Origin of the sequence: Bacillus sp. AFS040349, assembly GCF_002577655.1 — a bacterium.
GTDB lineage: Bacteria > Bacillota > Bacilli > Bacillales > Bacillaceae > Metabacillus.
The window spans coordinates 20,519-43,666 of the sequence record NZ_NUMC01000081.1; the positions used below are offsets into that span (position 1 = coordinate 20,519).

Consider the following 23,148-nt stretch of genomic DNA (forward strand, 5'->3'; position numbering starts at 1 on the left):
TTATTGCCCATAGCGAATACCATTATCATGGGATTAAACAATTGCATTAACACCCATTCGAACTGACTGTTTGCTGAATAGGATAATAAGGAAACTTTCTAAAGGTGGTCATACAAATGGGAGAGGTTGAGGAGAAGGTACATGAGCTTGAGATGAAAATTCATGAGCTAGAACAACAAATAGAGCATATAGAAGAATTTCATTCGAATTCTTTAGATGAGAATGATGTAAGAGCTGTTGTTGATGGTCTATTAGCTGAAAAAAATATTGCGACACAAGAAGAAATTGAACGTCAACTCAACAAAAGTCATTTATCATTAATTAAATGGATTCTTGGTACCGGATTAAGTGTCGGAGCGTTAGTTGTAAGTATCGTCCGGTTTTTTTAATAGATGAATTGAAAAAAGGGCAACATTTTAGTTGCCCTTTACTATCTATTTTAGTAATGATAATATCCTCTGCCGAAAGGACCGTCATCAAGGACAGCTCCACCTAGAAGCCCTGCACCAAGACCTAGAAGTCCAGTAGTAAGTGGTCCTACACCACCAGCGCCATAACCACCGAATCCAGGACCATATCCAGCACCGTATCCGTATCCGGCACCAGGGTAACCTCCGAAACCAGTGCCATAACCTCCATATCCAGCACCAGGATAACCACCGAATCCAGGACCTGCACCATAACCGCCGTAACCAGGACCTGCACCATAACCACCTGTGAAACTGCCAAATCCACCTGGATAACCAAAGCGTCCATCTGTAAATCTTGCATCTCTATGTCTCATTTCATTTCATCCTTCCCAAATGTTATTTCAGTTTCTCTGTACTATATGTGTTTACCTAGCCACTTGGGAATATGTTTAGCAAGAATGGGCGATTGTCTATTGAATTGAAGTATGAATGTACTCTCTCATATTAGGTTTAATTCGGCACACACGTAAAGAATTACTAAAACATCTGGGGAAAATATAAAAGGCCTTGATTATCATAATAAAAGATTATATAATGTTAAAGTGAATTATGAAGAATGTTCGACATGCTTCGACATTATTTTTAAAAAAGGTATTGCATCACGTAAATACTATTGTTATAATATATTTATTCGCGGGTGTAGTTTAGTGGTAAAACCTCAGCCTTCCAAGCTGATGATGAGGGTTCGATTCCCTTCACCCGCTCCATACATAATAATTGGTTACAACGCAGTGTCTCGTTTCTTAGATAAACGATGCATTGCGTTTTTTATTATGTCCTTGAATTTGCTCTAGAATAATTGAAAGTAACTCGAAGGATATATCCTTCGAGCTACTTGATGATCTTATATGTTGCGTCTCCGCCATGTATTTGTGTAAACATACTTGATAATGCTTGTAACAGTTCTAAAGATTTTTCTTCAGAAAGAGACGGGTTTAAATAAACAATATGTAGAGCTTCTGTTGTGTTAGATGTTACAGCGGTTCTCTTTGAATCAACATAAGGACTGCCAAATGGACCCTGATGATCCTCTGAAACTAATTTGTTATGAAAAGAAACTTCACGTTCATTGATGGCAAGATAGATATCCTCTTCACTACCTATCTTGATTTTAACATCCCCAGTAAGCTTATCTTTATCATAAATCCCTAGGGGAATTTGATATTGAAGAGATAGAAAGTTATTTAAGTCTACTGCAGAGTTGAAGGGTTGAAGATATTGCTGTTTCTGAACTCGTCGATATAATGCTTCACTTGAAGGGCGGTATCGGTTAGGGTCTGTTCCTATTGTTTTAAATAGTTGTCGCCATTCTTGGATGGCTTGGATATCTGTTACTTTCTTATCAACATAATCAAAATAAAGCGATTCTTGGAAAAGCTGTAATCTTCCTTTAAGCATTTGAGGAGAATCACCAACATGAATATCCTGATATTCTACAATACCAATTTTAAAGTCTTTGTTAAGTTGGTTAAGCTGACCTTGAACGGTAATTTCCATTAATTCATACCTCCACAAACATTGAATGTGGTGTTATTTTACCATAATAGAAGAAAAAACTTAGAATATGTGACCTTTAAAGGAGGGAAGAGCAATGAATATTGAAGAATTTAAGAGGGAAGTTATTGAATACAGTAAAACAATTGGCATCGATAAGATTGGATTTACAAGCGCAAATATGTTTGAAGAGCTAAAGCAAAGGTTGATTACACAAAAGGAGCTTGGCTATCAATCTGGCTTTGAGGAGTCAGATATTGAGAAACGTGTTGCACCTATTAAGCTTTTGCCTAAGGCAAGTTCAATCATTTCCATTGCTCTTGCTTATCCTTCAAAAATGAAAAATGTTCCCAAAAGTACAAAAGAAGAAAGACGTGGTATTTTTTGTCGTGCCTCCTGGGGGCAGGATTACCATGATGTGTTGCGTGACAGGTTAAATAAAGTAGAAATGTTTTTAAAAGAAAAAGTACCTGATATTCAAGTGAAATCGATGGTTGATACAGGTGAGCTTTCCGATCGTGCAGTTGCGGAACGGGCAGGTATTGGATGGAGTGGGAAAAACTGCTCTGTTATCACGCCTGAGTTTGGTTCTTACGTTTATTTAGGTGAAATGATTACAAACTTTCCATTTCCACCAGATACTCCAATGGAAGATCAATGTGGTTCATGTACAAAATGCCTCGATGTTTGTCCAACAGGTGCTTTAGTACAAGGTGGTCAGCTTGATTCATCTAAATGTATTGCTTTTTTAACACAAACAAAAGGTTTTCTGCCTGAAGAATACCGTACGAAAATTGGAAATCGCATCTATGGTTGTGATACGTGTCAAACAGTCTGTCCTGTTAATAAAGGAAAAGACTTTCACCTTCATCCAGAAATGGAGCCGGATCCTGAAATCGCAAAACCAAAATTAAAGCCGATATTAACAATAAGTAATCGAGACTTCAAAGAAAAATTTGGACATATATCTGGTTCATGGAGAGGCAAAAAGCCTCTTCAAAGAAATGCGATCCTGGCTCTTGCGCATTTTAAAGATACAACCGCGTTAGATGATTTAATTAAAGTGATGCACGAAGATTCAAGGCCTGTGATTAGAGGTACCGCAGCATGGGCAATAGGAAAAATAGGGGAAGTTTCAGCAGCACACGAGCTACAAAAAGCATATGAAAAAGAAGAAGATTCACAAGTGAAAGAAGAAATCACGAAAGGCTTGTCCTTTCTTCTTACAAAAAAATAAGAGGATGTTTTAAGGCGGTATTCTATTCTCCGCCTTTTTATATTTTCTTTCCTCGATTTGATTATTTTAAAGAATCCGTGGCCAATGAAACAAATCATTATTTGTTAATTGGCTTTACATAAAATCATAGATAAAAACGAAATAACATGACTAAATCTTAACACCTTCTACATACGTTTTAATAAATACGTTATGGTGGTGATAATCGTGAAGCAGCTAATTTCTGAGTTAAATGAAGCCAAACTTCAAATGCTGATAAATGCTAAATATATAAAAAACGAAAGAAATGATACTGAACTACAGGCAATACAACGGAAACTTGAATTTTCTGGAAAGAGGAATACAGAAATCGTTAAGGGCAGTACAAAAATAAATATTACGAATATTGATACAAGAACAGAAGATCTGAAAGAGGCAATGTATACATGTCATTCGAAGTGGCTTAATAAACAAAATGACTTTTTTTATCTTGAAGAAAGAATTGAGTACCGAAAGGCTAGTATCTATAAAGATGAAATTGTTGAAGATCTATTGTTGAATCACGAAGGAGACAATGACAGATCCAGTATTCAAATCATGCATGATAATGATAAAAGGAATAAAGATTCTTCGTATCGTTACGACCGAATGGCGGCTGTTCAATATGCTGAACGTTGGTGGGATAGTACGAATCCTAAATATAAAAACTTTGATGTTAATTGCACGAACTTTATTTCACAATGCTTGCATGCAGGTGGTGCCCAGATGAGGGGATATCCTAACCGTTCTTCAGGGTGGTGGATGCAAAACAATAACTGGAGTTACAGCTGGTCTGTTGCGAATGCAATGAATAATTTCTTATCTCAATCCAAAACTGGTTTAAGAGCAGAGCGAGTAAAATCACCGGATAAATTAATGCCTGGGGATGTTATTTGCTATGATTTTCAAGGAGATGGTCGTTTTGATCATACAACGTTTGTCGTAGCGAAAGACGATGAGAATATGCCTTTAGTAAATGCACAAACTTATAACAGCCGCATGCGTTATTGGGCATACGAAGACTCGACGGCATACACACCAAATATAAAGTATGCTTTTTTTCGAATACTTGATGATACTAGTTCAAAGTAACAATGGTATAATGGCTATTGAAAATAAATGTTAGTATTTTTCATAGAAACAGATGAGGTGAAAAAATTGGCTTTACATGTTGTACTTTATCAACCAGAGATTCCTGCAAATACAGGGAATATTGCACGTTCATGCGCAGCAACCAACACAACTCTACATTTAATTCGTCCATTAGGATTTTCTACAGATGATAAAATGCTGAAAAGAGCTGGTCTGGATTATTGGGAGTTTGTAAATGTTGTCTATCATGACTCTCTTGATGAATTATTTGAAAAATATAAATCAGGAGAATTTTTCTTTTTAACAAAATTTGGCCAGCAGCCGCATACTACGTTTGATTACAGTGATCTTAACAAAGACTATTTCTTTGTATTTGGTCGTGAAACAACCGGCTTGCCAAAGGATTTAATTCAATCCAATATGGATAAATGCTTACGTCTACCAATGACAGAGCATGTGCGTTCATTGAATTTATCTAACACTGCAGCTATTCTTATTTATGAAGCATTAAGACAGCAGAATTATCCTGGTCTAATGCTGGACTTTCATAACTAAAGGCTAAGCGCAGGAGTTAAACAACAAATAAAAAGGGTGACTCAAACGGTATAGATCTTATCAAAAGGTCTATATCATTTGGGTCACCCTCTTTTTTATTCAACTTACTTTTTTACGCCTGGCTTGCCTTCGTATCCAGCTGTAAAAATAGCTGTTAAGAATGCTAAGCTAACACCGAGAATTAAAATAAAACCCATCGTTTTACCTCCTCTACTTATCAACAGAGAATGAAGGATCTATGTATAGTTTCCCTCTTATAGCTAGTATTATTATAACTTAATTAAGATGTGATGTGAATGAGGAACAAAGAAAAAGATTCTAGCTTTTTCTTAACAAGAACGAATGTTAAAGGACATCCTCGCATAAAGTGTATTAAACTGCACGAATTAGAAACAAGTACGACCAATGATGAAGGAGGTCCTTATGGATATCTTAAAGAAGATTGAAAAGTACAGGGAAGATGAGCAGCGCTTAAAGTGGGAAGGAACCTTCGTAGAATATTTGGAGATTGTCAAAGAGAAACCGTGGGTTGCCCAATCAGCACATTCCAGGGTTTACAATATGATTAAAGATGCTGGGATTGAAGAAGTTGATGGAAAAAGAAAGTATAAGTTTTTTGATCACCAACTATATGGATTAGAAGACGCGCTTGAACGTCTTGTTGAGGAGTATTTTCATCCTGCTGCTAAACGCTTAGATGTAAGAAAACGGATTTTATTATTAATGGGACCTGTAAGTGGAGGTAAATCAACTCTTGTAACGATGCTGAAAAGAGGGTTAGAAGCCTATTCTTTAACAGATCGTGGTGCAGTTTACGCGATTAAAGGCTGTCCGATGCATGAGGATCCTCTTCACCTGATTCCCCACCATCTAAGAGATGATTTTTATGATGAATATGGAATTCGTATTGAAGGGAACTTATCTCCATTAAATGTGATGAGACTAGAGCAAGAATATGGTGGTCGAATTGAGGACGTAAGAGTTGAACGTGTCTTCTTATCCGAAGATAAACGTACTGGTATTGGTACATTTAGTCCTTCAGATCCAAAATCACAGGATATTGCAGATCTAACAGGTAGCATTGACTTCTCTACAATTGCTGAATATGGTTCTGAATCAGATCCACGTGCCTACCGTTTTGATGGAGAATTGAACAAAGCAAACCGTGGCATGATGGAGTTCCAAGAGATGCTAAAATGTGATGAGAAATTTTTATGGCATTTGCTATCATTAACACAAGAAGGTAATTTTAAAGCTGGTCGTTTTGCGCTAATTTCTGCAGATGAGTTAATTGTTGCCCATACAAACGAAACAGAATACCGTTCCTTTATTTCGAACAAAAAGAACGAAGCCCTTCACTCACGAATTATTGTCATGCCTGTTCCGTATAACCTAAAGGTTACAGAAGAAGAGAGAATTTATGAAAAAATGATCTCTGAAAGTGATGTATCTGATGTTCATATTGCCCCACATACATTAAAGGTTGCTGCTATGTTTACCATTTTAACTCGCCTTAAAGAACCAAAACGCGGAGATATTGATCTTGTTAAAAAGATGAGATTATATGACGGAGAAAGTGTTGAAGGCTTTAACTCTGTTGATGTTACTGAGCTAAGAAAGGAATATAACGATGAGGGCATGTCCGGAATTGACCCGCGTTATGTGATCAATAGAATTTCATCTACGATTATTCGTAAAGAAGTGCCATCCATTAACGCTTTAGATGTATTAAGAGCGTTAAAAGAAGGTCTTGATCAACACGCTTCTATTTCAAATGAAGATCGTGAAAAATATTTGAATTTTATCTCTGTTGCTCGCCAGCTATATGACGACATGGCGAAAAAAGAAGTACAAAAAGCATTTGTTTATTCGTATGAGGAATCAGCTAAAACCCTTATGGATAACTATCTAGACAATGTGGAGGCATACTGTAATAAAAACAAGCTTCGTGATCCATTGACAGGTGAAGAAATGAACCCAGACGAAAAACTAATGCGTTCAATTGAAGAGCAGATTGGTATTTCAGAAAACGCGAAAAAAGCCTTCCGTGAAGAGATTCTTATCCGCATTTCAGCCTATGCACGTAAAGGGAAGCGTTTTGATTATAATTCACACGAACGTTTACGTGAAGCTATTCAAAAGAAACTTTTTGCAGACTTAAAAGATGTGGTGAAAATTACGACTTCATCCAAAACACCTGATGAGCAGCAGCTTAAGAAAATTAATGAAGTGGTGGCACGTCTTATTGATGAACATGGCTATAACTCAACTTCTGCGAATGAATTATTGCGTTATGTAGGAAGCTTATTAAACAGATAAATCTGAAATGCTTACGGCTGGCTGACATCTAAGTTGTCAGCTTTTTTTATTATCATCTAGAGTTACGTGGTTTCACTAAAAAAATGGACGGGTATTAATAACCTATAACAAATGAGGTGAATTCAATGAAAAAATCGTTAAACACAATGATTCGTAACATGGATGATTTAAAGCAGCAATCAAAGATTATGGACAATATGAAAACCAATAAAGAAATCAAGCAAGAGGGGAAAAGTCCAGATCCCTTACAATATGTAAAAAAGAATACTAAGAATTAGAGGGGGGCATCCAACTTGGGTGTCTTTTTTAAATCTTTTTAAATTAAAGATACAGAAAGAAAATTGAAGTGGGAACTTGTCTTATTTTTAATGATAACATGGTAATTTTCTAAATTATTTGTCAATAAATCAATTCTTTCGCATAGGATAGAGTAATCCACAGAATTCAAAACGGAATGGAAAAACGAAAGTATTCATCCACGTTAATGTATGCTGAGGATTAAAAATGTGTGACACTTTTTTACAACTAATTTTGAAATTTTTGATGAAATGTATGACAGATGAAAGAAACTAAAAAATTATCGGAGGGGGAACTGTAAATATGTCTAATCAAGATCAGAATTTTGTTATTTCACAAGAAGATTGGACCCTCCATCGCAAAGGCCATGATGATCAAACACGCCATCAAGAGAAAGTACAGGAAGCTATTCGTAATAATCTTCCAGATCTTATCACAGAAGAAAGCATTGTAATGTCCAATGGGAAAGATGTAGTGAAGATTCCAATTCGTTCACTGGACGAATACAAAATTCGGTATAACTATGATAAGAATAAGCATGTTGGCCAAGGCGATGGAGAGAGTCAGGTCGGTGATGTTGTAGCAAGAGATGGATCACAAGCAGATGCTAAGGGTCCCGGCAAGGGTCAGGGGGCCGGAGATCAAGCAGGAGAAGATTATTATGAGGCTGAAGTATCTATTTTAGAGTTAGAAGCAGCATTATTTAAAGAATTAGAGCTTCCGAATTTAAAACAAAAAGAACGTGATGATATTGTGATTGAAAACATTGAGTTTAATGATATAAGAAGAACAGGCTTAATGGGAAATGTTGATAAGAAAAGAACCATGTTATCTGCATATAAACGTAATGCTATGGCGGGGAAATCAAAATTTCACCCAATTTATCCAGAAGATTTAAAGTTTAAGACTTGGAATGAAGTTGTAAAGCCTGAATCAAAGGCTGTTGTCATTGCGATGATGGATACGAGTGGTTCAATGGGCCTTTGGGAAAAATATATGGCTAGAAGCTTTTTCTTTTGGATGACAAGATTTCTTAGAACAAAGTATGAGAAAGTAGATATCGAATTTATTGCCCATCATACCGAAGCAAAGGTTGTTTCAGAGGAAGATTTCTTCTCGAAAGGGGAAAGCGGGGGAACGATTTGTTCATCTGCATATCGTAAAGCTCTTGAAATCATAGAAGAAAAATACCAACCAGCAAGATACAATATCTATCCTTTCCACTTTTCAGATGGTGATAATTTAACATCAGACAATGCCAGATGCGTTAAGTTAGTAGGAGAGCTTATGAAGGTTTCCAACATCTTTGGCTATGGAGAAGTTAATCAGTATAATCGTCATTCAACCCTAATGTCCGCATATAAGAATATCAATGATGAGAAGTTCCGCTATTATATCCTCAAACAAAAAGCAGATGTTTTCCAAGCAATGAAGAGTTTCTTCAGAAAAGATGAAGATAAAAAGTATGCATAACAACCTTGCCCCAATAACTTATTGGGGCTTCCTTATTTGGAGAATGGTGTACAAACAATATCTTCCTTACAAACATTTATTTTTTTAGGACAAGCTAAAACTATAGTTTTTCGTCCCGGAGGTTGATATCTTTGGAAATATTTATTTTAGCAGTTCTTATTATTTTGAACGCTTTTTTTGCAGCTAGTGAGATTGCCTTAATTTCACTAAATGATAATAAAGTAAAGCTAATGGCAGAGAACGGTCATAAAAAGGCTATAATGTTGGATAACTTATTGTCTGAACCTAGCAGGTTTTTAGCTACGATTCAAATTGGAATAACACTCGCTGGATTTTTAGCAAGTGCCTTTGCTGCGGAAAGCTTTGCAGGAAGACTTGCAAAAGCATTACATGATATAGGAGTGCCAGTGTCAGAAAGATTATTGGGTACTATATCTGTGATTGTTATTACACTTTTATTATCATACTTTACATTAGTTTTAGGTGAACTGGTTCCTAAACGACTTGCTCTTCAAAAGGCTGAAGCTATTTCCATGTTTGCTGTTTTGCCTTTAACCATCTTATCAAAGGTCTCATCACCTTTTGTGAAGTTGCTAACTGCCTCAACTAATTTCATTGTCCGACTATTTGGTGTTGATCCAGATGCAGATGATGAAAATGTAACGGAAGAGGAAATCCGAATGATGGTTGATGTTGGCAAGGAAAGAGGAACTATTCAAGAAGCTGAAAAAGTGATGATAAACAATATATTTGAATTTGATAACAAATCTGTTTCTGAAATTATGACACATCGAACAAACATTGTTGCGATTCCTCTTCATTTTACACTTAAAGAAACTGTTCGATTAGTGAATGAAGAAAAATACACGCGATTTCCAGTGTTTGAAGAAAACATTGATCATATTGTCGGAATACTCCATTCAAAGGATCTCATTCAATTTGTTGAAAATTGTGATGAAGATTTATTCAAAATGAAGGAATTACTACGTGCTCCTTACTTTATCCTGGAATCAAAGCCAATCGATGATTTATTTAAAGAGATGCAAATGAATAATATTCATATGGCGATTGCAATTGATGAATATGGTGGAACAGATGGGGTTGTAACAATAGAAGATGTAATAGAGGAGATTGTAGGAAATATCTTTGATGAATATGATGAAATAGGGCTGGATTATGAAGAAATTATTAAGCTTGAAGATCATGTTTACTTAATTCCAGGAACAACAAACCTCTATGTTGTTGAGGATCTTCTGGATATTGAAATTTCAAATGAAGACTTTGACACAATAAGTGGGTTTGTCATAGGTCAGCTCGGGTATATACCTGATGAAAATGAAAAGCCTCAAGTCGAATATAACAATATATTGTTTGCAGTCGAAGAAATGCATGATAAGCGCATCCAAAAGGTAAGGGTCACTTCTTTAGAAAATCAAGAACTGGAAGAGGAATAATGTCAGCCAATTTCTATTATGAAATTGGCTTTTTTCTTTAGAATAAGGGGATTTTCACACATAACTCTTTAATTAATCAAACGTTTGTTTAAAACCCGTTTAAAGGATTTTAACTAACTTAAATTGTGTTTTAAGAAACGTTCTATTTTTTTTGTATAATCGCAAGAAGTTTTCGCAAACTACATATGTCAATAGGATTAATTTACATATAGTAGATTTTACTATGTGAAATAACACAGAGAAGGGGGCAATTCAATTGGTAACATCAATTAAGAGAAAGCTGTTTACGTTAACGAGCGTATTTGTTGTTTTTGCATCTATATTATCTGGTTGTAATACAGCTGAAGAAGCACCGGAAGATACTGCAGAAAACGGTGGCGGTGGAGCTGCAACGGAAGGTGAAGGTACTTATTTAGAAAGAGCTTATGCAGGTGAATTTGATGGAACTAAGGTTACAATGTTTGGTCCTTTCACAGATGCAGACCAAGTAAAATTTGAAGATAGCATTAAAGAGTTTGAGGAAAAAACAGGAATTGATATTCAATATGAAGGATCAAAAGAGTTTGAAGCTACAATCTCAATTCGTGTAGAAGGCGGAAATCCACCAGATATTGCCGACTTCCCTCAGCCTGGACTATTATCTACATTTGCTAAGCAAGGTAATGTAATTGATGTTTCAACATTTATGGATCAAGAAAAATTAAAAGAAAATTACAATCAAAGCTGGCTCGATATGGCAACAATGGAAGGTCCAGAGGGCGATGTTATGGCTGGAATCTGGAATCGTAGTAATGTGAAAAGCTTAGTATGGTATCCAAAGGCTGAGTTTGAGGCTGCAGGATATGAGGTGCCTGAGACTTGGGATGAAATGATCGCGTTGTCAGAGCAAATTGTGAAAGATGGCGATAATCCTTGGGCAATTGGTATTGAAAGTGGAGCAGCAACAGGCTGGGTGGCAACTGACTGGATGGAGGATATTATGCTTCGTACAACATCACCTGAAAACTATGATAAATGGGTCAATGGTGAGCTTCCATTCTCTTCTCCTGAAGTGAAAAATGCGGCTGAAAAAATGTCTGAAATTTGGTTAAATGAAGATTTTGTTTATGGTGGAAGAAAATCAATTGTGACAACAAACTTTGGGGATGCTCCAAAGCCAATGTTTGATGAACCACCTAAAACATGGTTACACCGACAAGGAAGCTTTATCACGAGCTTCTTCCCAGAAGGTACTGTAGCGGGTGAGGATTACGATTGGTTCTACTTACCTCCTATTGACGAACAATATGGTAAGCCTGTTCTTGTTGCTGGTGATATTTATGCAATGTTTAATGATCGTGATGAAGTTCGTGCAGTCATGGAATTCTTTACAACAGGTGAGTCAATTAAATCATGGATTCAATCAGGTGGAGTTGTAGCACCTATGAATGATGCTGACCCTGAATGGTATACAACTGATGTTGAGCGTCGAATGGCAGAATTAATTCAAGAAGCAGATACTCTTCGTTTTGATGGATCGGATTTAATGCCAGGAGCAGTTGGCGCAGGAAGCTTCTGGAAAGGAATGACTGATTACATTAGTGGTACGGTGGAACTTGATCAAGCGCTTAAAGAAATAGATGCAGGTTGGCCGAAATAAAGAATTTTTTCCTTATACTTTAGGCACTATCAGTAGGCATAAGGTTTTTTAGAAATAAGCCAAGTTTTCAAAAAAAAATTGTGCATTCTAAGGACTGGACATAATGTCTGGTCCTTCATTATTAAATTGATTTCATTTGAGAACGTGGTAAGGATTTTTACCTTAAGGAGGTAACCCGAGTGATATGGAAAAACAAACATCACCTTCAGTAGCAAAGCTTGTTTTATTAACAATTGCTGTATTTGCAGGGAACTTACTCATTCATTATGGTATATTTCTTTTTCTACGTGATACAGAGATGCCGGCCCTGCTTTATGCAATCTTGGCTATCATTTGGGGAGTATTCGGAGTTTATACCATTTACTACACACTTAACTGGGTTGTTGAACAATATCCTGTGAAACAAAGGCGTATTGTCCAGCCGTATGTATTCGTTGGTCCTGCCGTTCTTTTGTTAGGATGGCTGATGTTTATACCAACTCTTCGTACATTATATTTAAGTTTTTTTGGCCCAAACTCAGACAGTTTCGTAGGCTTATCAAATTATTTGGCGGTGTTTACGGACCGTCTTTTGTTAACAGCCTTGCGTAATAATTTGTTGTGGGTCCTATTTGGGGCAACACTTTGTATCGTGCTAGGGTTATTGATTGCTGTTTTAGCTGATAGAAGCAGCTATGAAAAAATTGCGAAGGCTATTATTTTCATGCCAATGGCTATATCGATGGTAGCTGCTGGGGTGATATGGAAATTCATTTACTATTACCAGCCAGGAGATCAGCAAATAGGTTTGTTAAACGCAATTGTTGTGGCGATTGGTGGAGAACCTCAAGCGTGGACAAGTATGAATCAGCCTTGGAACAATATGTTTTTAATTGTGATTTTAATTTGGATGCAAACTGGCTTTGCGATGGTCCTATTTTCAGCAGCGTTGAAGGGAATTCCAAATGAGTTACTTGAGGCTGCACGTGTAGACGGAGCAACAGAGGTTACAATCTTTTTCAAAATTATTATTCCATACATTTCAGGTACGATCTTAACTGTTTCAACAACCATTATTGTGTTTACATTAAAAATCTTCGATATCATCATGGTTATGACAGGTGGTCAATACGAAACAGATGTAGTTGCCACGCAGTTTTACCGCCAATTCTTTATGTACAGAAACTTTGGATATGGCTCAACGTTAGCGATTGTTTTATTGATTACAGTCATTCCAGTTATCATCATCAATCTAAAACAATTTCGCAGGCAGGGGGGATTTTAGGATGAAATCAAACAAAGGGTCAAAGTGGCTCGTCAATTTAGTGTTAGCCGTCATTTGTCTGATTTGGCTGATTCCAACGGCGGGACTATTTATTTCCTCCTTTAGACCAGCGGCCGATATATTAGATTCAGGATGGTGGACTGTATTTCCTCATAGAGACTGGGTAACAGAGGATCAACTCACACTCGATCCTGATACAGATTTAAGCAAGCCGATTGCGGTAGAAGGTAAAACCTATACAAATGATGAACTAGCTAGTGGTGTTGTTTTAGATGGTAAAAGACTTATTTGGGAAAACAAACGTAAAAGACTTCTTAATGTTCAAACGAAACAATGGACAATGAATGCAGATTTTACGTTAGAGAATTATCAAACGGTTCTTGGCGGTAAGCAGTATGTGATCACCCTTCCCGGTGGTGGAACAAAAACAGAAAAAGGAAGTAATTTAACACAGTCATTTATTAATACATTTACGGTTTCCATTCCAGCTACCATTATCCCGCTGTTAATTGCTACCTTTGCTGCGTATTCCTTTGCGTGGCTGAAATTTAGAGGCAGCAGAGCGATGTTTGTTGTTGTCATTGCGTTGCTTGTTGTTCCATTACAGGTTGCGCTCATTCCTATATTGAAGGATTATACAAATATTGGTTTAAATGGTAGTTATTTAGGAATATGGCTTGCACACACCACATTTGGATTACCGTTAACAACCTACTTTCTTTATAACTATATTAGTCAGTTGCCACGGGATATTTTTGAGTCAGCCTTTATAGATGGTGCGAGTAATTTTACGATTTTTACAAAATTGATTCTTCCATTATCTGTTCCTGCTTTAGCATCGATCGGAATCTTTCAGTTCTTGTGGGTATGGAATGATTATTTAGTTGCATTGGTGTTCTTAGGAAGTCAGCCAGATGTTCAAGTTCTCTCAATGAGAATTGCAGACATGGTCGGATCACGTGGAGATGATTGGCACTTACTAACAGCAGCAGCCTTTGTTTCAATGATCATGCCGCTTACAGTTTTCTTCTTATTACAACGTTTCTTTGTAAGAGGATTATTAGGTGGCTCTGTAAAAGGATAAAACTAAGTGCAGGAATAAAGCCAGTAATGATGAGTTGTTCATACTGGCTTTAAGCCTGTCTATTTTTTATTGATGAAATGGAGTTGAAAATGCGTGACGTGGAAAATTGAACGAAATAATCTATCACAGCAGGAACTATTAAATCTAGAAAGTTTATTCTCTTTGGCAAATGGCTACATCGGTATCCGCGGGAATTTTGAGGAAGGATATTCGGAAGAGTTCGTTTCGATACGTGGAACATACTTAAATGCCTTTCATGATATAACAGAGATTACATATGGTGAAAAGCTTTATGCTTTTCCAGAAACTCAGCAAAAACTGGTGAATAACATTGATGCTCAAACAATTGATATCTTTATAGACAAAGAGCACTTCTCACTATTTGAAGGTGAAGTACTTTCATATAAGCGGGTGTTGCATTTAGATCAAGGCTATACAGAACGATTACTTCATTACAGAACTCCTAGTGGAAAGGAAGTGAAATTGCAGTTTCGCAGGATCGTATCGTTCTCTGTAAAAGAACTTTTTGCAATTGAATTGAAAATTGAGCCGGTAAATTTTAATGGAGAAGTAAGGATTGTTTCAAAAGTAGATGGAGATGTTTCGAACTATGTTAATAGAAATGATCCGCGTGTCGCTGCAGGACATGCAAAATTACTTTCAGTAGAGAATATTGGGGAGAAGGATGACATCATTTTTGTTGAAGACAAAACGACAAATTCGGATCTTAAGGCTGCTTGCACGACAAAACATATCTTAAATGTTCAAGGAAATAAGACTACTCAAATTCAAGATAAAAGAGTAGAAGTTATCTATACTTTCGAACTCGACCAACCGGTTGAATTTGTAAAATATAACGTTTATACAGATACATTAAGGCATGAACGTGATTTGGTTGAAAAGGGTATAGAGATTCATGGCAATCTTTCAAATCAATCTTTTGACCAGCTCATTCAATCTCAGAAGAACTATCTTGATGAATTCTGGAATGTGGCAGATATAAAAATTGAAGGTGAGGAAAAGCTTCAGGAGGGCATTCGTTTTAACCTTTATCAACTTTTACAATCTGCAGGAAGAGATAAGTACAGTAACATTGCTGCAAAAGGTCTTTCAGGTGAAGGATATGAGGGACATTATTTCTGGGATACCGAAATTTATATGATTCCTGTTTTTTTACTAACAAAGCCAGAGTTAGCAAAACAATTACTGATCTATCGATATTCAATCTTGGATGGAGCAAGACAAAGGGCCAAAGAGATGGGGCATTCTAAAGGAGCCTTATTCCCTTGGAGGACCATTTCAGGATCAGAGTGCTCGGCATATTTCCCAGCGGGCACTGCGCAGTATCACATAAGCGCTGATATTGCCTATAGCTTTATCCAATATTATTTAGCAACAAAAGATATCAATTTTATGGTGGAATATGGTGCAGAAGTTTTAAGTGAAACAGCAAGATTGTGGATGGATACAGGTCATTTTTATCAAGATGAATTTAGAATTGACGATGTAACAGGTCCTGACGAATATACATGTCTTGTTAACAATAATTATTATACAAACGTTATGGCAAAACATAATTTAAAGTGGGCTTACTCCGTTTACAATCAGGTGAGAAAAGAGGATCCAACTTCTTTTAAAGAGTTATCGCAACGCTTAGATCTCACTGAAGAAGAAGCACGAGACTGGAATCAAGCAGCTGAAAAAATGTATTTACCTTATGATGAAGAATTGGGGATTAATCCTCAGGATGATACATTCTTAAAAAAAGCTGTTTGGGATTTTGAACATACACCGAAAGAAAAGTATCCATTGCTTTTACATTATCACCCACTAACACTATATCGCTATCAAGTGTGTAAGCAGGCTGACACTGTACTTGCTCATTTTTTATTGGAGGACGAGCAGTCGTTTGAAACAATAAAAGCATCTTACGATTATTATGAAAAAATTACAACCCATGATTCATCTCTATCCTCTGCGATCTTTAGTATTATGGCAGCGAAAGTAGGTTATTACGAGAAGGCCTACGACTATTTTATGGAATCTGCGCGTCTTGATCTTGATAATACTCACGGTAACACTAAGGATGGCCTACATATGGCCAATATGGGTGGTACATGGATGTCAATTATTCATGGTTTTGGAGGAGTTCGTGTGAAAGAAAGTGGGCTTTCCATTCATCCTGTATTACCGGAGCAATGGACACAATATGAATTTACGTTACATTATTTACAGCGCCAACTTCGTGTGAAAGTAGAACGTGAGCAAATGACGGTTTTCCTTGAAAAGGGCGATCGTCTTGACCTTACTGTTTACGGAAAAAACATAACATTAGAGGAAGGAAAACAATATACAGGTGAAACTTCCAATTAGGAGTGATACAGTTGAGTAAATTAAAGGCTTTTATTTTCGACTTAGATGGTGTTATAACAGATACAGCTGAATATCATTTTCTTGCATGGAAGGCTTTAGCTGAAGATCTAAACATTTCTTTTACAAGAGAAATAAATGAAGAGTTAAAAGGAATTTCAAGAATGGATTCCCTTGAGAAGATCCTTCAATTCGGTGGAAAAGAGCAAGGATTTTCAGAGCAAGAAAAGCTGGAGTTAGCAACAAAGAAAAACGAACATTATGTTGAGTTAATCAATAAGATCACTCCTTCAGATATACTACCGGGAATTGAAAAGTTACTAAGAGATATTAAACAAGCTAACTTGGGAATCGCGCTAGCATCAGCAAGTAAAAATGCCAATATGGTATTAGAAGCATTGAAGCTCAAGGATCAATTTGATTATATTGTTGATGTAACAAAAATTAAAAAAGGAAAGCCTGATCCAGAGATTTTTTTAAAGGCAGCTGAATTGCTAAAAGTTGATCCTTCATCATGTGTGGGAGTAGAAGATGCCATTGCCGGTGTAGAAGCAATAAAAAGTGCAGGTATGTATGCGGTTGCAGTTGGACCGAAAAGTTCCTTCCAAAAAGCTGACCTTGTTTATGAAACAACGGAAGCTCTGTCATTTAAGGAGATTAAAGAAAGATTTGAAGAGTGAAAAAAGGAGAAACCAATGATTGAAAAACAAAGAATTAATGAAGCAGAAAAAGCAGTAAAGGTATTGCAGGAGGAAGTTTATCAACATGAATGGCGCTTGCATTATCATGTTGCTCCAGTAGCCAATTGGATGAATGATCCTAACGGGTTTTGCTATTTTAAAGGTGAATATCATCTGTTTTATCAGCATCATCCTTTTGCTCCAAAATGGGATTCTATGTATTGGGGACATGTGAAGAGTAAAGATCTTGTCAATTGGGAGCATCTTCCGCCTGCTTTGGCTCCAGGTGAAACATATGATAAAGATGGCTGCTTTTCAGGAAGTGCGATTGAAAAGGATGATAAGCTCTATTTAATGTACACAGGTAATGTGTGGACAGGTGAAAATTATGATGAGGAGCTAAAGCAAGTTCAAGCGCTGGCTATAAGTGAGGATGGAATTCATTTTGAAAAGCTGTCAGAAAACCCAGTTATTACAGAGGCTCCAAAAGGTGACATCCATCCATTTCATTTTCGTGACCCAAAGGTATGGAAGCATGATGATCTTTATTATGTTGTGTTAGGTTCAAAAACACTGCAAAATACGGGACAAGTATTAATGTATCGTTCCAAAGATTTGATACATTGGGAATTCGTTAATATTTTGGCTAAAGGTGAGGGTAACTTCGGGTACATGTGGGAATGTCCTGATTTATTTACTTTAAATAATAAAGAAGTTCTCGTGATGTCTCCACAGGGAGTAAAACCTGAAGGGAATTTATATCATAATTTACATCAAGCTGGCTATGTTATTGGTGAGGTGGACTATGAAAAAGGAATTCTTTCTCATGGTGACTTTCAATTGTTGGATTATGGCTTTGATTATTATGCCCCTCAAACAATGGTTGACCCAGAAGGCAGAAGAATTGCTATTGCGTGGATGGATATGTGGGAAAGTGAGATACCGACCCAAGCACACGGGTACACTGGTGCTATGACATTACCTCGTGAGTTGGAACTAAGAGGTGATAAAATCTATTGTCATCCAGTAAAGGAAATTGAAAAGCTCAGACAAGCTGAAGTAATACACAAACAAATTACGTTTTCCGGAGAAACCTCACTTGAAGGTATTGCAGGCGATTGCATAGAGCTAGACCTTTCACTTCGAGTCCACCATTCATCAGCATGCGGAATTCGTCTTCGTGTAGATGAAGATGCTGGTGAAGAAACAGTCATCACCTACTATGGTGACAAAGGAATTCTCGAACTGGACCGTAATGAATCAGGGAAAGGGCCAGGTGGGGTTAGGAAAACACATCTACAATTACAGGATCACATGCTTCACTTAAGAATTTTCATTGATAAATCCTCCGTAGAAGTTTTTGTGAATAATGGTGAGCAAGTACTAACTGCTAGAATATATCCATCTGAAAATAGTACGAACATTCGCTTATTTTCAGATGAAGAAATTGAAATTGTTCAATTAAAAAAGTGGGATTTAAAGCGGTCTATATAATAGTAAAAAACCTTTCAACATTAGTTGAAAGGTTTTTTATTTTTAGAAGTAAGCATAATTTGTCAATTTCGACATAAACATTTATTATTTTTGTAGAACAAAAATAAAATGTTGAGGAGAAATACACAATGGAACTTGAACAACAAAAAGTTCAACAACAAAACAAAGCATTTATCGTGTTTATTTTAGGGACACTTGCGGCATTTGCTCCTTTGTCGATTGATATGCATTTACCAGCGTTTCCAATCTTAACAAATGAATTTCATACTAGTGCATCAATGATTCAGCTAAGTTTAACGTTCTTTTTACTTGGAGCTTCTTTAGGTCAACTTTTTACAGGGCCTTTAAGTGATGTGTTTGGAAGAAGGAAGCCACTGTTAATCGGTTTATCGATCTACGCAGTCACTTCTCTTTTATGTGTTTTTACTGATTCTATTGAACTATTTATTCTTTTGAGGTTGATACAAGGATTAGCAGGATCTGCAGGAATGGTTATTTCAAGAGCCATTGTCAGAGATCTTTATTCCGGTAAAGAAATGACGAAATTCTTTTCATTATTGGCTTTAGTGAATGGAATGGCACCTATTCTTGCTCCTGTCATTGGAGCACAACTTCTAAAGTTTTTTCCATGGCAGGCTGTATTCATAACCCTGACAATGATTGGTGCTGTGATCTTTGCCTTTGTTCTTTGGGGATTAAAGGAAACCTTGCCTGTTGAAGAAAGAAGCCAAGGTGGCTTCCTGCAAACACTTAACACGTTCCGCCAACTACTTACAAATCTTCATTTTATGGGGTATGTTCTTTCATTTGGATTTGTAGCTGCAGCAATGTTCGCTTACATCTCAGGGTCATCCTTTGTTATTCAGTACGTATACGGAGCTTCTGCGGATACATTCAGTATTGTCTTTGCTATTAACGGCATTGGGATTGTCATTGCCAGCCAAGTAACAGGAAAGCTTTCAGAATGGATTGAAGAAAAGAAGCTTCTTTTAGCAGGTGTGTTTATGTCATTTACTGGTGGTCTTAGTTTATTACTTCTCATTTTATTAAAGGTAGAATTGATGTTCATCCTTCCATCACTGTTTTTAACAGTCTCTAGTGTAGGTGTTGTTAATACAACTAGCTTTTCTTTAGCTTTGCAGAATAATAGAAACATAGCAGGCAGTGCCTCTGCATTATTAGGTGTTATGTCATTGCTAGTAGGTGCTATTGTTGCTCCCCTTGTAGGAGTTGCTGGTGAAGATACGGCAGTGCCGATGGGAATTGTTATATTTATATCCAGTTTAGGAGCGGTTCTATCCTATTTCTTTCTCGTAAGATCAAGAAAACTAGCTTAGGTCTATTAAAAAACCAATTTACAAGAAACGAGAGAAAAGGTTATCATTTTCTTGGATAGAAAATTGCAAATGAGTATGGGAGAGAATAAATGAAGGAATTAACGTTTACATCTTATAACCAGTTTCAGCAATTTATTGAACACAAAGCGATGGAAAAAGCGATTATGAAAGGTCTTCATGGGGAAGAATTAGAAACATTTAAAGAGGATTTCCTACAAAGAGCTGATACAATGTGGAAAGACAACGATTGTGATCATTGGGTTGAAAAGCATGGTTATGTTGTAATAAATGTGTGGAAAGACGGTGTAGGCAAGCGTAAAATGACGAGGGGAAGACCGAAGAAACTCGATTCTGAGAAGTACCTTCATTCCATTCATGTTCGTTTGGATGAAGAGGCATACCGTAAGCTCAATCAATACTGTGAAGACAACAACATAGATGTGTCAGAAACAATCAGGAAGTTAATAAAGTCGCTTTAGAATTCTGGAGTTACAATAATATTTAGGTAAGAAAAGCAGTGGTCTTAATTGAGATCACTGCTTTTTGATACCAAAAGTATCACATTGTTAGGGGAGGGAAGAGGTAGATTGGAAGGCGTAGGGGGGATAAGCTCTTAGCTTGATATTGAATCTGCAGGGACTTTTGATGGTTTGATAATAGGAGGTTTGTGGCAGATCTGTTTGAGGAGATTGGTGTCTCGGTACTAAGGGAATTGGGACAGAAAGGTCTTCCGTCAGAAAGATGTGCCTCGAAACAGAGAGAATCGGGACAGAAAAGGTCTTCCAGCAGAAAGATGTGTCTCGATACAGGTGGAATCGGGACAGAAAAGGTCCTCCAGCAGGAATATGTGTCTCGATACAGGGAGAATCGAGACAGAAAAGATCCTCCAGCAGAAAGAAGTGTCTCGATACAGGTGGAATCGGGACAGAAAAGGTCCTCCAACAGGAAGATGTGTGTCGATACAGGAGGAATCGGGACAGAAAAGGTCCTCCGTCAGAAAGAAGTGTCTCGATACAGTGGGAATCGGGACAGAAAAGATCCTCCAGCAGAAAGATGTGTCTCGATACAGGTGGAATCGGGACAGAAAAGGTCTTCCAGCAGAAAGATGTGTCTCGATACAGGTGGAATCGGGACAGAAAAGGTCCTCCAGCAGAAAGATGTGTCTCGATACAGGTGGAATCGGGACAGAAAAGGTCTTCCAGCAGAAAGAAGTGTCCCGATACAGGAGGAATCGGGACAGAAAAGGTCTTCCGGAAGAAAGATGTGTCTCGATACAGTGGGAATCGGGACAGAAAAGGTCTTCCGTCAGAAAGGTGTGTCCCGATACAGGTGGAATCGGGACAGAAAAGGTCCTCCAGCGATTAAGTCCGTATAATTGTGTAAAAACAAAAAGAGTCAAATTAATTCCTTTTGGTCACAATGGTTATCAGCGACGAAAAACCTTGTGGAGGAATTAATTTTGACTCAATTTCAGTTTAACCTAAATCTTGACAATTTAAAAGAATCTGTAATGAATTCTGATATTGATGCTGTCATCAAAGCTTCAATCGTCCTTGTGTTAAATTCTGTGATGGAGAAAGAACGAGATGACCACTTACAGGTTGGAGCTTATGAACGTTCTTCTGAACGTTTTGATTCTCGAAATGGCTACTATGATCGTGACCTTATTCTAAGTATTGGTAGAGTAAGTTTAAAAGTTCCTCGTACACGTAAAGGAGACTTTTCACCATCCGTCTTTGAAAAATATGCACGGTGTGACCAGGCGTTTGTCCTTTCTATGCTTGAAATGGTTGTAAATGGAGTTTCTACTCGAAAAGTAAAGAAAGTTGTTCAGCAGCTTTGTGGAGAAAGTGTTTCAAAATCGTTTGTATCTTCCCTCACAGAAAAGCTAGATCCAATCGTACAGGCATGGGCAAATCGCCCGTTAAATACAATCTATTATCCTTATATCTTCGCGGACGCCATGTATATCAAAGTTCGTGAACATAATCGTGTTGTGCCTAAAGCTGTTTATATCGCGACTGCCATAACGGGAGATAACCAACGAGAAGTACTAGGTATAAGAGTAGATCATGTGGAAAGTTATGATGCATGGAAGGCATTTCTTCTACACCTTCAATCACGAGGTGTTCAATCCCCTAAACTATTCATAACCGATGCACACGCTGGCCTAAAGAAGGCTCTAAAAGAGGTGTTTGTTGGAACTGTTTGGCAACGCTGTACAGTCCATCTAAAGCGAAACATCTTTAATGTGATGCCAAAGAAAGGGATTGAAGAAGAAAAACTAGGGTTAAAGAGAATCTTTGAGGCTGTCAGTGTTGAAGATGCACGACAATTTAAAGATGAATTTATTGAACGTTTTGGAGAAAATCCTAAGATCGAGAAAGCCATTCAAACATTAGAGGATGGCTTCGAAGATGCCGTTCAATACTTAAATGAACCAGTTAGGTTTCAACAATTTATAAGAAGTACTAATTCATTGGAACGCCTCAATCAAGAGGTTCGAAGAAGAGAACAAGTTATCCGTATATTTCCGAATACTCAATCTGCATTTAGATTGATAGGAGCTGTTCTTATGCAAGTCAATGAGGAACAAGCAAAGAAGCAAATTACAAGAGGGAAACCAAGAAAAATGTAGGCCAAAACCACTATCAAAATCTAGTGGTAATTCCTAATTTCGAATTGACATTGAGCCTCCAGCGGGCATGATGTTAAGCCAGGAAGCCAGGAGTTTTACAACCCCTGGCTTGCCCTCCAGGCTATCATGCCCGCCCCTCAATGTAAATTCGAAATAATTCTTGCTTACTATACACGTTTTAAATAAGTTGAAAACCATTGTTGACACTTTTACACAAGAATATGGACTTGACT

The 23,148-nt window shown here is 37.2% G+C and carries 20 protein-coding genes and 1 tRNA gene; 19 read left to right on the forward strand and 2 right to left on the reverse strand.

Annotation, left to right across the window (positions count from 1 at the left end):
- Positions 1-116: 116 nt before the first annotated feature.
- Positions 117-389 carry a hypothetical protein gene (locus COD11_RS17475; protein ID WP_098798183.1) on the forward strand — a complete coding sequence of 91 codons (273 nt, stop codon included), beginning with the start codon at positions 117-119 and terminating at the stop codon, positions 387-389.
- Between the two features lie 50 nt (positions 390-439).
- Here COD11_RS17475 and COD11_RS17480 read toward each other — a convergent pair whose 3' ends face one another.
- Complete coding sequence (locus COD11_RS17480; protein ID WP_176551129.1) at positions 440-784, reverse strand: hypothetical protein; 345 nt, start codon at positions 782-784, stop codon at positions 440-442.
- A 319-nt stretch (positions 785-1,103) separates the two neighbouring features.
- Here COD11_RS17480 and COD11_RS17485 point away from each other — a divergent pair.
- Positions 1,104-1,177, forward strand: a tRNA-Gly gene (locus COD11_RS17485).
- A 124-nt stretch (positions 1,178-1,301) separates the two neighbouring features.
- On the opposite strand, the gene COD11_RS17490 is transcribed toward COD11_RS17485, so the two are convergent.
- Positions 1,302-1,967: a B3/B4 domain-containing protein gene (locus tag COD11_RS17490; RefSeq protein ID WP_098798184.1), complete on the reverse strand. Its 666-nt coding sequence runs from the start codon at positions 1,965-1,967 to the stop codon at positions 1,302-1,304.
- Positions 1,968-2,061: 94 nt separating this feature from the next.
- On the opposite strand from COD11_RS17490, the gene queG reads away from it, so the two are divergent.
- The 17 genes from queG to COD11_RS17570 all read left to right on the forward strand — a co-directional run bounded on the left by queG (position 2,062) and on the right by COD11_RS17570 (position 22,915).
- Positions 2,062-3,201, forward strand: a complete 1,140-nt coding sequence (queG, locus tag COD11_RS17495; protein WP_098798185.1) for a tRNA epoxyqueuosine(34) reductase QueG — start codon at positions 2,062-2,064, stop codon at positions 3,199-3,201.
- Positions 3,202-3,408: 207 nt separating this feature from the next.
- Positions 3,409-4,311 (forward strand): amidase domain-containing protein, encoded by a 903-nt coding sequence (locus COD11_RS17500; RefSeq protein ID WP_231308960.1) that lies wholly within the window; start codon positions 3,409-3,411, stop codon positions 4,309-4,311.
- A 57-nt stretch (positions 4,312-4,368) separates the two neighbouring features.
- Complete coding sequence (gene trmL, locus COD11_RS17505) at positions 4,369-4,866, forward strand: tRNA (uridine(34)/cytosine(34)/5-carboxymethylaminomethyluridine(34)-2'-O)-methyltransferase TrmL (RefSeq protein ID WP_098798201.1); 498 nt, start codon at positions 4,369-4,371, stop codon at positions 4,864-4,866.
- A 423-nt stretch (positions 4,867-5,289) separates the two neighbouring features.
- A complete protein-coding gene (locus COD11_RS17510; protein ID WP_098798187.1) occupies positions 5,290-7,185 on the forward strand; it encodes a PrkA family serine protein kinase in 1,896 nt (631 codons plus the stop codon).
- A 125-nt stretch (positions 7,186-7,310) separates the two neighbouring features.
- Positions 7,311-7,463 carry a hypothetical protein gene (locus tag COD11_RS26970; RefSeq protein ID WP_176551131.1) on the forward strand — a complete coding sequence of 51 codons (153 nt, stop codon included), beginning with the start codon at positions 7,311-7,313 and terminating at the stop codon, positions 7,461-7,463.
- 322 nt (positions 7,464-7,785) lie between these two features.
- Positions 7,786-8,955: a sporulation protein YhbH gene (gene yhbH / locus COD11_RS17515; protein ID WP_098798188.1), complete on the forward strand. Its 1,170-nt coding sequence runs from the start codon at positions 7,786-7,788 to the stop codon at positions 8,953-8,955.
- Positions 8,956-9,080: 125 nt separating this feature from the next.
- Positions 9,081-10,409, forward strand: a complete 1,329-nt coding sequence (locus tag COD11_RS17520) for a hemolysin family protein (protein WP_098798202.1) — start codon at positions 9,081-9,083, stop codon at positions 10,407-10,409.
- A 256-nt stretch (positions 10,410-10,665) separates the two neighbouring features.
- The gene (locus tag COD11_RS17525) at positions 10,666-12,048 is read left to right on the forward strand and encodes an ABC transporter substrate-binding protein (protein ID WP_231308965.1); all 1,383 of its coding nucleotides are present in this window, start codon (positions 10,666-10,668) and stop codon (positions 12,046-12,048) included.
- A 184-nt stretch (positions 12,049-12,232) separates the two neighbouring features.
- Positions 12,233-13,312 (forward strand): carbohydrate ABC transporter permease, encoded by a 1,080-nt coding sequence (locus COD11_RS17530; protein WP_098798189.1) that lies wholly within the window; start codon positions 12,233-12,235, stop codon positions 13,310-13,312.
- Between the two features lies 1 nt (position 13,313).
- Positions 13,314-14,396 (forward strand): carbohydrate ABC transporter permease, encoded by a 1,083-nt coding sequence (locus COD11_RS17535; protein ID WP_098798190.1) that lies wholly within the window; start codon positions 13,314-13,316, stop codon positions 14,394-14,396.
- Positions 14,397-14,489: 93 nt separating this feature from the next.
- Positions 14,490-16,769: a glycoside hydrolase family 65 protein gene (locus COD11_RS17540; RefSeq protein WP_098798191.1), complete on the forward strand. Its 2,280-nt coding sequence runs from the start codon at positions 14,490-14,492 to the stop codon at positions 16,767-16,769.
- 11 nt (positions 16,770-16,780) lie between these two features.
- Positions 16,781-17,446, forward strand: a complete 666-nt coding sequence (pgmB, locus tag COD11_RS17545) for a beta-phosphoglucomutase (RefSeq protein ID WP_098798192.1) — start codon at positions 16,781-16,783, stop codon at positions 17,444-17,446.
- A 15-nt stretch (positions 17,447-17,461) separates the two neighbouring features.
- Positions 17,462-18,940, forward strand: coding sequence for a glycoside hydrolase family 32 protein (locus tag COD11_RS17550; protein WP_098798193.1), 1,479 nt, complete (start codon positions 17,462-17,464; stop codon positions 18,938-18,940).
- Between the two features lie 128 nt (positions 18,941-19,068).
- Positions 19,069-20,277, forward strand: a complete 1,209-nt coding sequence (locus COD11_RS17555) for a multidrug effflux MFS transporter (protein ID WP_098798194.1) — start codon at positions 19,069-19,071, stop codon at positions 20,275-20,277.
- Between the two features lie 89 nt (positions 20,278-20,366).
- The gene (locus COD11_RS17560) at positions 20,367-20,756 is read left to right on the forward strand and encodes a ribbon-helix-helix domain-containing protein (RefSeq protein WP_098798195.1); all 390 of its coding nucleotides are present in this window, start codon (positions 20,367-20,369) and stop codon (positions 20,754-20,756) included.
- Positions 20,757-20,944: 188 nt separating this feature from the next.
- The gene (locus tag COD11_RS17565; protein ID WP_098798196.1) at positions 20,945-21,652 is read left to right on the forward strand and encodes a hypothetical protein; all 708 of its coding nucleotides are present in this window, start codon (positions 20,945-20,947) and stop codon (positions 21,650-21,652) included.
- Between the two features lie 84 nt (positions 21,653-21,736).
- Positions 21,737-22,915 (forward strand): IS256 family transposase, encoded by a 1,179-nt coding sequence (locus tag COD11_RS17570; RefSeq protein WP_098798197.1) that lies wholly within the window; start codon positions 21,737-21,739, stop codon positions 22,913-22,915.
- The last annotated feature ends 233 nt before the right edge of the window (positions 22,916-23,148 follow it).